The sequence below is a fragment of the Chryseobacterium piscicola genome (assembly GCF_900156685.1).
Taxonomy (GTDB): domain Bacteria; phylum Bacteroidota; class Bacteroidia; order Flavobacteriales; family Weeksellaceae; genus Chryseobacterium; species Chryseobacterium piscicola.
The window spans coordinates 169,872-185,431 of record NZ_FTOJ01000001.1 but is presented as its reverse complement, the minus strand read 5'-3'; the positions used below and the strand labels follow the sequence as shown (position 1 = coordinate 185,431).

Here is a 15,560-nt window from a genome sequence, read left to right as displayed (position 1 = left end):
AAGCGATTATAGCTTGTAAATTTGAATAATGTTTCACGTGAAACATTTGGATAAAAGATTAAAATTTAAGGCTTAAAACAAGCAATAAAGAAATGATTTCAGAAATATATGATGTAATCGTAGTAGGTGCAGGTCACGCTGGTTGTGAAGCTGCTGCTGCTGCTGCCAATTTAGGTTCAAAAACCTTATTGGTTACAATGAATATGCAGACCATCGGGCAGATGAGCTGCAACCCGGCAATGGGAGGAATTGCCAAAGGACAAATTGTAAGAGAAATAGACGCAATGGGGGGTTATTCCGGAATTATTGCTGACAAATCTGCTATACAGTTTAAAATGCTGAACCTTTCAAAAGGTCCTGCTATGTGGTCTCCAAGAACACAAAATGACAGAATGCTTTTTGCAGAAGAATGGAGATACGCTTTGGAAAACACTCCCAATCTTGATTTTTTTCAAGATATGGTAAAGAGCTTAATTATAGAAAATAATAAAGCAGTAGGTGTAGTAACTTCATTAGGAATTGAAATAAGATCAAAATCTGTTGTTCTTACAAACGGTACTTTCCTTAATGGTTTAATCCACGTTGGTGATAAACAATTAGGAGGCGGAAGAATGGGAGAACCAAGAGCTTTCGGAATTACCGAACAATTGGTTTCTTTAGGTTTTGAAGCTGGAAGAATGAAAACCGGAACTCCTCCAAGAGTAGACGGTAGAAGTCTTGATTACTCTAAAATGGAAGAACAAAAAGGAGATGAAAATCCTCAAAAATTCAGCTATCTAGATAGTCCGAAATTAACCAAACAATTAAGCTGCCATATCGTTTATACCAACGAAGCAGTACACGATATATTACGCGAAGGTTTTGATAGAAGCCCAATGTTCAATGGTACAATCCAAAGTTTAGGTCCAAGATATTGCCCTAGTATTGAAGATAAAATAAACCGTTTTGCTGAACGTACAAGACATCAACTTTTCGTAGAACCAGAAGGTTGGAGAACTGTTGAAATCTATGTAAACGGTTTCAGTTCTTCTTTACAAGAAGATGTACAAATCAAAGCAATGAAACATATACCAGGATTTGAAAACGTAAAAGTATTCAGACCAGGCTATGCAATTGAATATGACTACTTCCCCCCTACTCAATTAAAGCATACTTTAGAAACAAAATTGGTAGATAATTTATACTTTGCTGGACAAATAAATGGTACAACAGGATATGAAGAAGCTGCCGGCCAAGGATTAATGGCGGGGATTAATGCCCACAATAAGGTTAACGAGAAGGAAGATTTCATCCTTAACAGAGATGAGGCTTATATTGGAGTTCTTATTGATGATTTGATTACTAAAGGAACCGAAGAACCCTACAGAATGTTTACTTCAAGAGCAGAATACAGATTGCTTTTGAGACAAGATAATGCAGATATCCGTCTAACAGAAAAAGCACACCATTTAGGTTTAGCAAAAGAAGAAAGATTAAGAAAAGTAGAAGAGAAAATCAATAAGAGTCAGGAACTTGAAACTTACCTTAGAGAAACTTCTTTAAAGCCTGGAATTATTAATCCGATTTTAGAAAGTATTGAAAGCAACCCTGTAGATCAGGCTTATAGAGCTTCTCAATTCTTAACAAGGCCGAATATTACTTTAGATAAACTGGATCAAATTGAATCAATAAGGGAATTTACTTCTCAGTACAGCGATGAAGTAAGAGAACAAGCTGAAGTTAATATAAAATACAAAGGCTATATTGAAAAAGAAAAAGAAAATGTAGCTAAGTTGAATAGGCTAGAAAATGTGAAGATTCCTGAAGATTTTGACTATATTAAAATCACCAGTCTTTCTTCAGAAGCAAAACAAAAAATGAATAAAATAAGACCAAAAACTTTGGCTCAAGCAGGAAGAATAAGTGGTGTTTCTCCGGCCGATATAAACGTTTTAATGGTGTATTTAGGACGATAAACTAAATATGTTTCACGTGAAACATATACAATAAACTAAGGTATTTAGGAGCTTAAAACACTTTTCTGAATACCTTTATTTTTAAAATATAATTATCAAAATGAAAATAAAAGATCATTTTCTTTCTCAGGAAATATTTGAAATAAAAGAAACTGATACGAAAGGAGTTTTTAAAACCTCCCCTATTCCTTCCAATATTTCTAAATATTATGAAAGTGAAGATTACATATCTCACCATCAAGATTCTGGAAGTTTAAAGGAAAAACTCTATAAATTTTTACAATCGTTCAATCTTAAGTACAAGAAGAATATACTTATTGACAGAATAAAAAAAAATTCTAAAGTATTGGATTACGGATGTGGTGCAGGAGAATTTGTGAAATATATTGAAAATGATTTTCAAACATATGGATTCGAACCAGATCCTGATGCTAAAAATGCAGCAACAAATAAGGTCTCTAAAGCAAAAATAATAGCAGATATTCAATTGATTGAAAATAAAAGTCTAGATGCTATTACTCTTTGGCACGTTTTCGAACATATAGAAAACCAAAGTGAAATGTTATCTGTTTTTCATTCTAAATTAAAAGAAAAAGGCATGCTTATTATTGCAGTTCCCAACCCTACTTCTTACGATGCAAAACATTACAAAGAATTTTGGGCAGCTTATGATGTGCCAAGACATATCTATCATTTCTCTAAAAATGGAATGGAAAATCTAATTTCTAATAATAATAACTGGAAAATGAGAAAAATTAAACCTTTGGTTTTAGATTCTTATTACATCTCAATGTTGAGCGAAAAATACAAAAAATCACCTCTATTTTGGCTAAAAGCTGTCATTCACGGAACGATTTCTAACGTAAAGGCGTTATTTTCTAACGAATTTTCTAGTTTGATATACATTATAGAAAAAAAATAGAAAATCGATTTTTAAGCTATTTATGAAAGTCAATTTTCAGCATTTTCAACCAAAAATTAAAAAACTCAGGAATTTATCTTGAGTTTTTGTTTTTCATAACTATCAATTTAGATAATTTAATGATTAAGAATTTGAAAATTTTACTCCTCCCCTACTCTATTAGTATTTCACATAAAACATTTTAAGACATACTATAAAAAAAAATTGAAGTCATTAAGGAAATCTAAAAAATTGAAATTATAAAATTATTTTATTCCTTAAAATTCAAAATAAATAAACTAAAAGTTTTTATGAATGTAAATTCAAAAGTTATAAAATCGAAAATTCAATGTTTCATTAAAATATGAGAGAAAAATAGCAAATTTTTAATTTAAAAAATCAAATTCTTTCATTAACAAGGTATTTTAAGCTTAAATTCTGTTTTATGCGCTAACAATAGCAAAAATATTTATTTTTGATTTAAAGCGTATTTATGAATGCCAATTTTTTAATAGTTTCCTAAAAAATCTTCGTTTTATAATTTTTAATAAAATAAAAAAGTCTGTCGGAAATCCCAACAGACTTAAAAATTATATTAAAAATTTCTTACTTGTTAATAGCAGCAATACCTGGCAGTTCTAAACCTTCTAGACTTTCCAGCATTGCGCCACCTCCGGTAGAAACATAGCTTACTTTTTCACCATAGCCAAATTGTTTCACAAAAGCTACACTGTCTCCTCCCCCAACTAATGAGAAAGCTCCCAATTTTGTTGCTTCTGCAATACTGTCACCTAAAGCAATGGTCCCTGCTGAAAAATTAGACATTTCGAAAACACCAATCGGACCATTCCAAAGAATTGTTCTGGAATTTAATAAAACATCATTGAATTGATCTCTAGATTTTGAACCAGCATCCAACCCCATCCATCCTTCTGGAATTTCGTAAATGTTTACTTCATCTCTATCTGCATCATTACTGAAACTATCTGCAATAACAGCATCAGACGGAAGATAGATTTTTACATTATGCTCTTTTGCTTTACCCAAAATTTCAAGAGCAAGGGGAAGTTTATCCTCTTCTACTAATGAATTTCCTATTTTACCTCCCAAAGCTTTTATAAATGTAAAAGCCATACCTCCACCAATAATTAAATTATCAACTGCAGGTAAAATATTCTCTATAATGGTAATTTTAGTTGAAACTTTAGATCCGCCTAGAATAGCTGTAACAGGCTTTTCTCCGCTTTTTAAAACTTTATCAATTGCCTGAAGTTCTTTAGCCATCAATAAACCGAAAAATTTAGTTGAAGCGAAAAATTGGGCAATTATCGCTGTAGAAGCATGTGCTCTATGTGCCGTTCCGAAAGCATCATTTACATAAGCGTCTGCTAACTTAGAGAGTTGCTCAGCAAAACCTTCATCGCCTTTCTCTTCTTCACTATGAAAACGCAGATTTTCTAATAAAAGGATTTCCCCGTTCTTAAGTTCCGAAGCAGCTTGTTCTGCTTTTTCTCCTACGCACTCGTCTACAAATTTTACTTCTTGCCCGAACACATGAGAAACTTCTCCTAGGATATGTTTTAAAGAAAACTCATCTTTAACCTCTCCTTTTGGTCTACCCAAGTGAGCCATCAAAATTACAGATCCTCCATCTTTAAGAATCTTCTCAATAGTTGGTTTTACAGCAACAATTCTAGTGTTATCTGTCACTTTAAGCTGGTCATCCTGCGGAACATTAAAATCTACTCTTACAAGAGCTTTCTTATCCTTAAAATTGAAATCATTGATTGTTTTCATATCTAAAACTATATTTTTTTGTAAAATGCGATACCCTCAAAAAATTAAATACAAGATTTATAAGACTTCTAAAAAATCCGCAATTATATTTGAAATTTTGTTTCACAAATGTAAGATTTTAAATTCTCGCAAAAAATCGATTCTTTCAAAAGTTTTCAAATTTTTCCAAACCATTCAACACTCACCTATCAACACTAATTTCTTTTTTTTAAAAATAAAGAATGAGTATTGTTGTTGAGTGTTGTGCGTTTAGGGGATAACTTTAAGTTTAAAACTTCATAACACTCAATTTGGTTATAATTCATATTTAATTCACAAAATAAAATGCTGATAATCTGATTTTTCGAGTACTTACTAACAAATATGGATAACTTTTCCACGATTGCGATTATTGATAAATGATTTATGGAAAAACTCCAGAAATCTCTTAGAAAAGTTTTTGAAAATTTTTGACCAAATATTTGGAGGCAACTTTCATTAAGCATTTTCTGTTTGAAAAAAAAGATTATTTTTAACAAAGTTTTCCACAGTTATTCACAATGATTTTAACAGCTTGTTAGAATTTTATTAACAATTACTGATAATAAGGAAAAAAGATTAATTTAAAACAAAATACATATTGAAAATCAACCTATTAGTTTTAATTTTTGTTGTTGGTAACTGTTTCGGACAGGAAAACTACACTACTACGAGTTCCAAAATTAAAGAAGCAAAAATCTATTCAAATGGTGGAATGCTGAAACAATCGTTCTCTGCAGAGGTCGTTCCTGGGAAAAATTTTATTATTGTAAATGAATTTGGAAGAAACCGAGGAATTGAAATTTCTTCTTTTAAACCAGATAAAAAAATCACTCTTATTAGATATGAACCTTACAGTAATAATCCCACTCTTTTTGCTGATAAATTAGGAAAGAATAAAAATACAGAACTGTTGAATGACAGTATTGAAATCTACAGAAAAACTAATAAAGATTTTGATCAAGAGTTGTTATTAACCAGAAATTCTATCGGAATTATTCAGAAAAATCAGGCATTGGAGAATCCTTCATCTTCTGAAATTATAAAAATGATTGAATTCAACAAAGCTAATTTAAAGAATTTATATCTGGAAGAGCAGACTCTACAAGCAAAAATTGCTGAGAATCAAGCAAAAATTTCATCATTAGAAAACAAAAGATATTCTTCAACAAGAAATGATGAAACAAAAAATAATAACATTATCGTTCTTCTGGTTACTAGTGATAAAAAACAAACCGTTAATTTTGAGGTTAATCAATATATCCAAGAAGCCAATTGGCGACCATATTATATTATTAAATCAAATGGAGTAAATTCTCCATTAAAAATTTCCTATAAAGCTAAAATTCAACAAAATACAGGTTTAGAATTCAAAAATATTCCGATAAAACTAATTAACGGGAGTTTCAGCGCAGAAGATAAACCTTATGAATTAGACCGTTGGTTTTTGAGAACCGAGCGTGATCAATATGTTTCTAATCAGGCATTTCAGAGACCAAAGGGTGAATATAATCCTCGGGAAAAAAACATTCAGGAAGTAGTTGTGATGGGAAGTTCAAAAATTTCTCAGAAAACCATGAAAACAGAAATTTCTTTGGATAAAGATGTTACTCTACCATCTGATGTAGAAATTACAGAAGATCTTAATGATTTTGAAGTAACAACAACTTATAAATACTTCTCTACTCCGAAATTAGAAAACAAGACTTTCCTTTTAGCTTCAATAAAAGATTATTCAAAATACAATTTTCTACCCGGAAATGCTGATATTTTAATGGACGATTTACTAATTGGGACTGTAAATATTGATACGAATCAACTTACAAGTGAGATGTTAATTAGCCTAGGAAGTGATTCTAATATTTTATCAAAAAGGGAACTGGTAAAAAAAGAAACTAAAGATTTAGGTGAAAAAGAAAAATTAGAAAGTTACTCTTATGAAATTACGATTAAGAATAATAAAGACACAGCCATTGTTTTGGAAATGAAAGATCAAATTCCGGTTTCTACTGCTGAAAATATTAAAATTGAAGCTATAAATCCTGATAAAGCTAATTACGATAAAAGCTCAGGGTTTTTGATTTGGAATTTCGAGATAAAACCTAATGAAACTAAGAAGATTAAATTCGGATTTAACGTAACTTTGCCAAAAGATTTAATCACGGTAGATATCAAGTAAAATAAATTTAAAAGTAAAAATGAAAAGAAAAATTGCTATTGCAGGAGACCACGCCGGTTTTGAGTATAAGGAAATCTTGAAAAAACATCTTGAAGAAAATTTTGAAGTTCAAGATTTCGGAACTTTTTCTACAGATTCTGTTGATTATCCGGATTTTGTACATCCAGCTGCAACTTCAGTTGAAAATGGTGAAAATGAACTGGGAATCTTAATCTGCGGAAGCGGAAACGGCGTACAAATAACTGCAAACAAACATCAGAAAATAAGATGTGCATTGTGTTGGATGCCGGAAATTGCAGAATTGGCGAGACAGCATAATGATGCAAATATGATCTCTATTCCAGCAAGATTTATTGCAAAAGAAGTAGCGATAGAAATTGCAAATAAGTTTCTTTCTACAGATTTTGAAGGTGGAAGACACCAAACCAGAGTTGATAAAATTGCATTCTGCTAAATTTATAAAGGCTTGTAATTCAGTTTGCAAGCCTTATTTATTTTTTATTTCTTATATTTGTACTATCCAATGGTAATTACTCAACTGTTGATTCCGAACAAAGACTTTCCCTATTTTCACAGAAAGTTTATCTCACCTTCTCCAATTTTGTTTTAAATTTATAGAATAAAAGTAATCTGATATTATTTCTAAGACCGAAACTGTACTATATAATTTCATGAACGATAACTATCCAAAAAAAAAAGAAAGTTAAAGACAGAAAATTTAATTCTTAATAAAAGAAAAAATTTATTAAAGGAAATAAGGTAGTAATTGTGTTTCGTACAATGTAATAGAGCCAAAAGATAATAAAGAACTTTTATCAGAATATTTACATAATCGAAGTTTAAACGATAAATTTTTTAAAAAAGTAATTTTACATTTTGTTGCAAGATAAAGAAAGGTTAAATGAAGAAATATAGATAGTTTTATCATTCCAAAATTATCTTCTGCTCTCACAGATTTTAAGAAAAAAAAGTTACAAATATTTTAACTCAATTAAGGATTGAGGAAAAAATTAAAAGTTTACCATCATATTATTGTGAGAAAATCTAAAAAATTTTTAAAAACTTTTAAATAGAATAAATAATAAAAAATGCCAAAAAAAAATAAATACATAAGTCAAAAAAATGACTCAAAACTCGTGGAAATAGGGAGATTGATTCTCCGTTTCATGAATCAGAACCAAACAAAAGTTTATAATTACAAGCAGCTCTCCGACGGGATTGATCACAAAAATCCAAGACAGCGTGAGATGGTGATTCAGGCTTTGCACAAATTATTATCCAGCCAGAGAATCAAAGAAACCGAAAAAGGAAAATACAGTATCAATCTTAATATTGAAGGTACTTTAACAGGAACTATTGATTTCAACCAAAGTGGAAATGCTTACGTCACTGTAGAAAACCTTAAAGACGATGTTTTCGTTCACTCAAAAAACGTGAAAGACGCATTGCAAGGCGATAAAGTATTGATTGTTACCTACAATTTTAAAGGTAAAAAATTGGAAGGTTCAGTTTTGGAAGTTTTGGAGCGAAAAAGATCAGAATTTGTGGGAACTTTCCAATTGGTTCCTCATAAAGAATTTGGTTTTGTAGTTTGCGATAAAAAAACAATCAACACAGATATTTTTATTCCAAAAGGAAAAATAAACGGAGCTGAAAACGGTAATAAAGTCGTTGTAAAAATGACTGAATGGAAAGCTGGTGACAAAAATCCTGAAGGAGAAATTCTACAGGTTCTTGGAAATCCGGGAGATCATGAAACCGAAATTCACTCTATTCTTGCAGAATATGGTTTACCATACGAATTCCCTGAAGAAGTGGAAAGAGATGCCGATAAAATCGACCGTAGAATTACCGATGAAGAAGCCGCAAAACGTTGGGATATGCGTGATGTTTTAACATTTACAATTGACCCGAAAGATGCCAAAGATTTCGATGATGCTTTATCGATGAGAAAACTTGAAAACGGAAATTGGGAAGTTGGAGTTCACATTGCAGACGTTTCTCATTATGTAGTTCCGGGAACTATTTTGGATGATGAAGCGTATGAAAGAGCAACTTCAGTTTACCTTGTAGACCGAGTTGTACCGATGCTTCCTGAGGTTTTGAGTAACGATGTTTGCTCGCTTCGTCCCAATGAAGATAAATATACTTTCTCAGCAGTTTTTGAATTGAATGACAAAGCAGAAATTCAGAAAGAATGGTTTGGTAGAACGGTTATTCATTCAGACAGAAGATTCACGTATGAAGAAGCTCAGGAAAGAATTGAGACCAAAGAAGGCGATTTGCAGGAAGAAATTAATGTTTTGGACAGACTAGCCAAAATTATGCGTGGTGAACGTATCAGAAACGGTGCAATTACATTTGACAGAAGTGAAGTTCGGTTCAATTTAGATGAAAATAACCAGCCGATTGGAGTTTACTTTAAAATCAGCAAAGATTCAAACCACTTGATTGAAGAATTTATGTTGTTGGCAAATAAAAAAGTATCAGAATTTGTTTCGCTGAAAAAAGGAAGACCAAACGGAAATACCTTTATTTACAGAATTCACGACGATCCAGATCCTGCAAAACTGGAAGCTTTAAGAGATTTTGTTTCCACTTTCGGATATAAAATAGATTTAGCGAACACCAAAAAAGTAGCAGAATCTTTGAATACTTTACTGAAAGACGTCAAAGGAAAAGGCGAAGAAAATATGATTGAAACCTTGGCAATGCGGAGCATGAGCAAAGCAGTTTACTCTACCGAACCAATTGGTCACTACGGACTTGGGTTTGATTATTATTCGCATTTCACATCTCCTATCCGTCGTTATCCGGATTTGCTCGCCCATAGATTGCTTCAGCATTATTTAGATGGCGGGAAATCTCCCGACAGAAATGAGCTGGAAGAAAAATCTAAACACTGTAGCGCAAGAGAACGTCTCGCTGCCGATGCAGAAAGAGATTCTATCAAATTTATGCAGGTAAAATTCATGGAAAAACACTTGGGAGAAACGTTCACAGGAGTTATTTCCGGAGTAGCAGAATTTGGTTTCTGGGTTCAAATTCCTGAAAATGGTGCTGAAGGTCTCATCAAACTTCGTGATTTGATGGATGATTCTTACACCTACGACAAAGCAACGCATGCCGTTTATGGTACCCGTACAGGAAACAGATATCAATTGGGAGATCAACTGCAAATAAAAGTGGTAAAAGCCAATTTAATTGCAAAACAGCTAGATTTTAAGATTGTAGAATAGAATTTATTTATTAAAAAAAATAGAAAGACCGCTTTTTTGTGGTCTTTTTTTATTGCCAAAAAATAAATAAGATTTAAAAAACTCATTTTTGCAGACAAATAGAAATATAATTTTTAAATTTGGGATAGAAACAAATTTAAATGTTCGAACTTGTATCGTCGGCCGTTGGTCTGGGCTTTATGTTGAGTCTAGTTTTCATTGGGCCTATTTTTTTTCTTTTAATTGAAACCAGCTTCACAAGAGGTCCAAAACACGCTTTAGCATTAGATTTCGGTGTTATTACAGCTGATTTATTATGCATTATTGCAGCCTATTATGCCAGTGCAGATATTGTTGATTTGATAGATAAACATCCTGGTTTTTACAGAATTACATCTATTCTTATTCTCGCTTACGGAATCATTATGATGGTTACCAAAACCAAAATGCACATGCCGGGAGAAGAAAAATTAATCAGTCAGAATTATTTTAAAACCTTTCTCAATGGATTTTTACTGAATATTCTCAATGTAGGTGTCATTCTCTTTTGGCTCGTTACCGTAATTGGGGTAAGAAACCAGTATCCAGACACAGAAACGCTGATTTTGTATTTGGCAATCGTTATTGCAACCTATCTTATCATTGATTTTACTAAAATATTTCTCTCAAAACAGTTTCACGACAGGCTCACACAAAAACTGGCCAACAAAATCAGAAAAGGCGTTGGAGTGGTATTGATCATATTCAGTTTCTTTATTTTTCTTCAAAGTTTCAAAAAATTTAATCAATTTGATAAAAGACTTGAAGAAGCAGAAAAAAAAGAATTGATGTATAAAAAGAACAAATAAATCATTCTGATTTTAATGAAATACTCTGGTGTATGCTCAAAACTGATAAAAACACAAGCAACAATGAAAATTATAAATCTCGGATAGCCTAAAAAAAATAAAATACAAATGAAAAAAAAATTTCCAGAATCACTTAAAAAAGGTGATAAAATTGCCATTATTTCTCCCGCAGGAGCCGTTGAACCAGCACAATTGGAAAAGGGTATCCAAATGATAAAAGCTAAAGGTTTTGAACCAGTTTTGGGGGATAATCTTTACAGCAAATTTTTTAACGGATACAACTATGCCGGAACTGAAGAGCAAAGAATAGAAGATATGAATTGGGCTTTAAACGACCCTGAAATTTCTGCAATCTGGGCTTCTCGTGGTGGATATGGATGCCAGCACCTTATTGAAAATTTGAATTTAAAAGGTTTCATAAAAAATCCTAAATGGTACATCGGTTACTCGGATAATACAGTGATACAAAGCTATTTGCTCAAAAAAGGTTTTGCTTCCATTCATGGGCAAACCATTAAAACATCAAGTTTTGGAGTAACCGAAGAAAGTTATGACTTAATTTTTAATATTTTGAAAGGTAAAGCTTTAAAATATACCCTAAAATCAAATCATTTTAACAAAGACGGAAATGCAGAAGGTGAATTGGTTGGCGGAAATTTAGCCTTAGTTTATGCACTTTTAGGAACAAAATATTCTTTTGATTTTAAAGATAAAATTTTATTCATAGAAGATATTGGCGAAAACTTTTATGCACTAGACAGAATGATGATGAGCCTAGAATTAGCAGGTGTTTTCACAAAAATAAAAGGTTTAATAATAGGCGGAATAACCAATATGGGAGACGAAAAAGATAACAAACAATACGAAGAAAGCTTTGACGAATTTGCCTACAAATTAATTTCAGAAAGGATTTCAAAATACAGATTTCCAACGGTGTTTGCATTTCCAAACGGGCATATTCACAACAATATTCCATTAATTTTAGGAGCAGAAGTTTCCCTGAAAGCGGGTAAAAATGTATCATTAACTTTCAATTAAAATTATGTTTTACACAAAATTTGTACTCGCATTTTTCCTGATTTTAGCTGGGATTTTTCATTTTATAAAACCTCAGTTTTTTATGAAAATAATGCCAGATTATATTCCAATGCATTTGCAGATGGTTTACATCAGTGGCGCAGTAGAAATTTTGTGTGGTATTCTCCTCCTTTTTCCAGAGACTCAAAAGTTGGGAGCTTATCTTTGTATCGCATTATTTATCGCAGTTTTTCCGGCTAATATTGAGATGGCAAAAAATTTTTATCAATCTCATCACAAATATTTTTGGCTCACGATCTTGAGACTTCCTATTCAGATAGTTTTGATTTGGTGGGCATATCAGTTTAGAAAATAGAATTGAAACTCAATTAATTTAATAAAAAAATGCGTTACTTCTTTTTATTCAACAATAACTTTCTTCAACCCTCCAACTCTCCTATTCTATAATGGCAGACCACAACGACCTTGGCAAGAAAGCAGAAGATTTAGCTGCAGAATATTTAGTGAAAAACGGATACAAAATTTTGGTGAGAAATTTTAGGTTTAAAAAAACTGAAATTGATATTATTTCTGAAAAAGACAACTTCATTATCATCACAGAAGTGAAAGCCAGATCAACCGATTTTTTCATCTTGCCACAAGAAGCCGTTACAAAAGGAAAAATGAAGTCAATTGTTACGGCGGCCAACCATTTTTTGGAAGAATTTAATAAAAACCAGGAAGTGAGATTTGACATCATTTCCGTACTCCCAGACGAAAAAGGAAAATTGGAGATAGAACATATTCCAGATGCATTTCAGGCATTCGATGCAAACTAGCGAATGGCTGTTGGCAGCTTGATATCAGTAATTTGAAAGCCAGTAGCAAAAAGCTATTGGCCAAAAGCAAAAAAATTATGAAAACAATACTCATCACCGGAGCCACTTCCGGAATCGGAAAAGCTACAGCAGCACTTTTTGCAAAACAAGGAAATAGAATTATCATTTGTGGAAGAAGACAAGAAGTTTTAGAATCTCTAAAAACTGAATTATCTGCTTTTACCGAAATACTTAGTTTAAAATTTGATGTTAGGAACCTTGAAGAAGTTGAAAATGCCATCGCATCACTTCCTGAAGATTGGAAAAACGTAGATGTCCTAATCAATAATGCCGGAAATGCCCACGGTTTAGAGCCATTATCAGCAGGAAGTACCAATGATTGGGATTCTATGATAGACGGCAATGTGAAAGGACTTTTATACGTCTCAAAAACATTAATCCCGATGATGAAAGAAAGAAATTCTGGGCAGATTATCAACATCAGTTCAGTGGCGGCAAGACAAACTTATGCTAATGGCGTGGTATATTGCGCGACCAAAAAAGCCGTTGATGTTATTTCTGAAGGAATGAGAATAGAACTTACAGAATTTGGTATTAGAGTAACCAATATTCAGCCAGGAGCCGTGGAAACAGATTTTTCCTTAATCAGATTTAAAGGGGATCAGGAAAGAGCAGCAACCGTTTATGCGGGTTATGAAGCTTTAAAAGCCGAAGATATTGCCGATGCCATTGCTTACTGTGTGAATGCTCCTCAACACGTAACGGTTTCAGATATGACGATTTATCCGAGTGCTCAGAGTGAACCGAGAACGATTTATAGAAAAGGATAATTTGAAAATGTTTCAATTTGAGAATTTGAAAATGAGATTTTTTTGTGGAATTTTTTTATTGTTCTTTGTTTTTGGATATTCTCAAAAATATTCAAAATCTGAAGAAGCGGTTTTAATTCAGGCTAAAAAACTTGATTCTCTGATGAAGAATAATGATATTTCAATTGTAAATCTATTTTCCACAGATGTTTCTTTCGGTCATTCAAACAGTTGGATCCAGAATTTGGATGATTTTAAAAAAGATTTCTCTTCAAAAAAAGTGATTTACAAAGAAATCAAACAGACTGAAGTTTCTGAAATTAAAAATTTTAAAAATACCATCAGCCTCAGAAGAACCATTAAAGTGGAAGGTCTTTACAAAAATCAGGATTTTGAAATGAAACTTGCAGTGCTTGAAATTTGGGTTAAAAAGAAATCTGTCTGGAAATTGTGGAGCCGCCAAAGTGTGGAAATAAAGCCATAAATTTGTTATAAAACGAACAAATAAGGAACGAAGATTTTCAAAAATTTTTAATTTATCAGACGCCCAACAATGAAGTTCGGGTCGATGTTTTTCTGCAAAATGAAAAAGCATGGCTCACAAAGAAGTCAATGGCGGCGTTGTTTGATGTAAATGTTCCGGCAATTAGTAAACATCTTTCCAATATTTTTGATGAAAATGAGCTAAGTCTTGAAGCAATTATTTCCATTTTGGAAACAGTTCAACTGCCGAAATTATTTATAAAAACGCCGACAGTGAAAAAGAAAATATGGGTTTGACGACTTGGAAACATTCTCTAGATGAAAGAATTTTGAAATCTGATGTTGTGGTGGCTAAAAATTATCTGGCAGAAAAAGAAATTCAACAGTTGGAAAGAACGGTGACAGGCTATTTTGATTATATCGAGGACTTAATTGAAAGAGAAAATACCTTTACAATAGAAGCTTTGGCAGAAAGTGTTAATAAGTTTTTAAATTTCAATGAGTATAAGGTGCTTGAAGGAAATGGTAAAGTTGCCAAGATTGTCGCTGATAAAAAAGCGGTCACAGAATACGAAACATTTAATAAAACTCAAAAAATAGTTTCTGATTTTGATAAAGAAATCAAAAAATTAAGAAAGAATCCTTAAGCTTCTAAAATTTTATATTTTTAAATTGGCAAAGACCAAAGGATTAGATTTTTACATTTTGTAAACTTTTGAAACACTTTTATGCAATCATTTCTTTTGGTACTTTTGCGGTAGAAAAGAGAGTTTTGTAATGATCTCTTGTTTAAATTTAATTCAATGAAAATCCTATACCTAGAAACCTCTTCCAAAAACTGCTCAGTCGCTATTTCAGATGACGAAAAGCTGCTTTGCGTATGTGAGGAAGTCTCAGAAAATTATAAACAATCCGAAAGTCTTCACTCATTTGTAGAATGGGCTTTGGAAGGGGCAGAAATTTCTGTAAAAGATATTGATGCAGTTTGCCTCGGAAAAGGACCCGGTTCTTATACAGGTTTGAGAATTGGCGCAGCTTCGGCAAAAGGTTTTTGCTATGGACTAAAAATTCCTTTAATAGCCGTGAATTCTTTGGAGAGCATGATAGAGCCTTTTTTAAACCAAAACTACGATTTTGTAATACCCTTAGTGGATGCTAGAAGAATGGAGGTTTATACTGCCGTTTACGACGGGATTTCGGGAGAAGAGCTTGTTCCGACCGAGGCTAAGGTTTTAGACGAAACTTCTTTTCAGGAATTTAAGGATAAAAAAGTTCTTTTCGTGGGTGATGGAGCTTCTAAAACACAAGAGATTGTACAGCTTCCCAATGCAGAATTTAATAACGACTTCTACCCTTCTGCAAAATATTTGGTAAAGAAAACTCTTGAGAAAATTGAGAAAAAAGATTTTGAAGATATAGCCTACTTCGAGCCTTTTTATTTAAAAGAATTTCACGGAGTTAAAAAGAAAAAAAGCGAAGATTGATCTTCGCTTTTT

The 15,560-nt window shown here is 32.3% G+C and carries 15 protein-coding genes; 14 read left to right on the top strand and 1 reads right to left on the bottom strand.

Features of this window, described 5'->3' with window-relative positions; all coding sequences use genetic code 11:
• The first annotated feature begins 92 nt into the window (after nt 1–92).
• A complete protein-coding gene (gene mnmG, locus BW939_RS00890) occupies nt 93–1,955 on the top strand; it encodes a tRNA uridine-5-carboxymethylaminomethyl(34) synthesis enzyme MnmG (protein WP_076448884.1) in 1,863 nt (620 codons plus the stop codon).
• Nucleotides 1,956–2,055: 100 nt separating this feature from the next.
• Nucleotides 2,056–2,877 (top strand): class I SAM-dependent methyltransferase, encoded by an 822-nt coding sequence (locus BW939_RS00885; protein WP_076448882.1) that lies wholly within the window; start codon nt 2,056–2,058, stop codon nt 2,875–2,877.
• Between the two features lie 585 nt (nt 2,878–3,462).
• On the opposite strand, the gene BW939_RS00880 is transcribed toward BW939_RS00885, so the two are convergent.
• A complete protein-coding gene (locus BW939_RS00880) occupies nt 3,463–4,653 on the bottom strand; it encodes a phosphoglycerate kinase (RefSeq protein WP_076448881.1) in 1,191 nt (396 codons plus the stop codon).
• A 619-nt stretch (nt 4,654–5,272) separates the two neighbouring features.
• On the opposite strand from BW939_RS00880, the gene BW939_RS00875 reads away from it, so the two are divergent.
• From BW939_RS00875 to tsaB, 12 genes are all read left to right on the top strand, one after another.
• Nucleotides 5,273–6,850 carry a DUF4139 domain-containing protein gene (locus BW939_RS00875; RefSeq protein ID WP_076448879.1) on the top strand — a complete coding sequence of 526 codons (1,578 nt, stop codon included), beginning with the start codon at nt 5,273–5,275 and terminating at the stop codon, nt 6,848–6,850.
• A gap of 19 nt (nt 6,851–6,869) precedes the next feature.
• Entirely contained in the window at nt 6,870–7,304 is a 435-nt protein-coding gene (gene rpiB, locus BW939_RS00870; protein WP_076448878.1) for a ribose 5-phosphate isomerase B, read from the top strand.
• A 634-nt stretch (nt 7,305–7,938) separates the two neighbouring features.
• On the top strand, nt 7,939–10,089 hold the full coding sequence (rnr, locus tag BW939_RS00865) for a ribonuclease R (protein WP_076448876.1): 2,151 nt from the start codon (nt 7,939–7,941) through the stop codon (nt 10,087–10,089).
• 140 nt (nt 10,090–10,229) lie between these two features.
• Nucleotides 10,230–10,916 carry a LysE family translocator gene (locus BW939_RS00860; RefSeq protein WP_076448875.1) on the top strand — a complete coding sequence of 229 codons (687 nt, stop codon included), beginning with the start codon at nt 10,230–10,232 and terminating at the stop codon, nt 10,914–10,916.
• A gap of 108 nt (nt 10,917–11,024) precedes the next feature.
• Nucleotides 11,025–11,954 carry a S66 peptidase family protein gene (locus tag BW939_RS00855; protein WP_076448874.1) on the top strand — a complete coding sequence of 310 codons (930 nt, stop codon included), beginning with the start codon at nt 11,025–11,027 and terminating at the stop codon, nt 11,952–11,954.
• A gap of 4 nt (nt 11,955–11,958) precedes the next feature.
• Complete coding sequence (locus BW939_RS00850) at nt 11,959–12,309, top strand: DoxX family protein (protein ID WP_076448873.1); 351 nt, start codon at nt 11,959–11,961, stop codon at nt 12,307–12,309.
• Nucleotides 12,310–12,400: 91 nt separating this feature from the next.
• Entirely contained in the window at nt 12,401–12,772 is a 372-nt protein-coding gene (locus BW939_RS00845) for a YraN family protein (protein WP_076448872.1), read from the top strand.
• Nucleotides 12,773–12,849: 77 nt separating this feature from the next.
• Entirely contained in the window at nt 12,850–13,602 is a 753-nt protein-coding gene (locus tag BW939_RS00840) for an SDR family NAD(P)-dependent oxidoreductase (RefSeq protein WP_076450066.1), read from the top strand.
• 31 nt (nt 13,603–13,633) lie between these two features.
• Complete coding sequence (locus BW939_RS00835; protein WP_123891580.1) at nt 13,634–14,065, top strand: nuclear transport factor 2 family protein; 432 nt, start codon at nt 13,634–13,636, stop codon at nt 14,063–14,065.
• Nucleotides 14,066–14,193: 128 nt separating this feature from the next.
• The gene (locus BW939_RS15985) at nt 14,194–14,361 is read left to right on the top strand and encodes a hypothetical protein (protein ID WP_228417068.1); all 168 of its coding nucleotides are present in this window, start codon (nt 14,194–14,196) and stop codon (nt 14,359–14,361) included.
• Nucleotides 14,352–14,711, top strand: coding sequence for a RhuM family protein (gene rhuM, locus BW939_RS00830; RefSeq protein WP_076448870.1), 360 nt, complete (start codon nt 14,352–14,354; stop codon nt 14,709–14,711). The genes BW939_RS15985 and rhuM overlap by 10 nt, the downstream gene beginning before the upstream one ends.
• A 156-nt stretch (nt 14,712–14,867) precedes the next feature.
• Nucleotides 14,868–15,548, top strand: a complete 681-nt coding sequence (tsaB, locus tag BW939_RS00825) for a tRNA (adenosine(37)-N6)-threonylcarbamoyltransferase complex dimerization subunit type 1 TsaB (RefSeq protein WP_076448869.1) — start codon at nt 14,868–14,870, stop codon at nt 15,546–15,548.
• The last annotated feature ends 12 nt before the right edge of the window (nt 15,549–15,560 follow it).

Bases quoted from the DNA above. Each gene is read 5' to 3' on its own strand.
- BW939_RS00880 (WP_076448881.1), bottom strand. From the start codon at position 4,653: ATGAAAACAATCAATGATTTCAATTTTAAGGATAAGAAAGCTCTTGTA.
- BW939_RS00855 (WP_076448874.1), top strand. From the start codon at position 11,025: ATGAAAAAAAAATTTCCAGAATCACTTAAAAAAGGTGATAAAATTGCC.
- BW939_RS00885 (WP_076448882.1), top strand. From the start codon at position 2,056: ATGAAAATAAAAGATCATTTTCTTTCTCAGGAAATATTTGAAATAAAA.
- BW939_RS15985 (WP_228417068.1), top strand. From the start codon at position 14,194: ATGGCGGCGTTGTTTGATGTAAATGTTCCGGCAATTAGTAAACATCTT.
- BW939_RS00850 (WP_076448873.1), top strand. From the start codon at position 11,959: ATGTTTTACACAAAATTTGTACTCGCATTTTTCCTGATTTTAGCTGGG.
- BW939_RS00860 (WP_076448875.1), top strand. From the start codon at position 10,230: ATGTTCGAACTTGTATCGTCGGCCGTTGGTCTGGGCTTTATGTTGAGT.
- BW939_RS00840 (WP_076450066.1), top strand. From the start codon at position 12,850: ATGAAAACAATACTCATCACCGGAGCCACTTCCGGAATCGGAAAAGCT.
- mnmG (WP_076448884.1), top strand. From the start codon at position 93: ATGATTTCAGAAATATATGATGTAATCGTAGTAGGTGCAGGTCACGCT.
- tsaB (WP_076448869.1), top strand. From the start codon at position 14,868: ATGAAAATCCTATACCTAGAAACCTCTTCCAAAAACTGCTCAGTCGCT.
- BW939_RS00835 (WP_123891580.1), top strand. From the start codon at position 13,634: ATGAGATTTTTTTGTGGAATTTTTTTATTGTTCTTTGTTTTTGGATAT.
- rpiB (WP_076448878.1), top strand. From the start codon at position 6,870: ATGAAAAGAAAAATTGCTATTGCAGGAGACCACGCCGGTTTTGAGTAT.
- rhuM (WP_076448870.1), top strand. From the start codon at position 14,352: ATGGGTTTGACGACTTGGAAACATTCTCTAGATGAAAGAATTTTGAAA.
- rnr (WP_076448876.1), top strand. From the start codon at position 7,939: ATGCCAAAAAAAAATAAATACATAAGTCAAAAAAATGACTCAAAACTC.
- BW939_RS00845 (WP_076448872.1), top strand. From the start codon at position 12,401: ATGGCAGACCACAACGACCTTGGCAAGAAAGCAGAAGATTTAGCTGCA.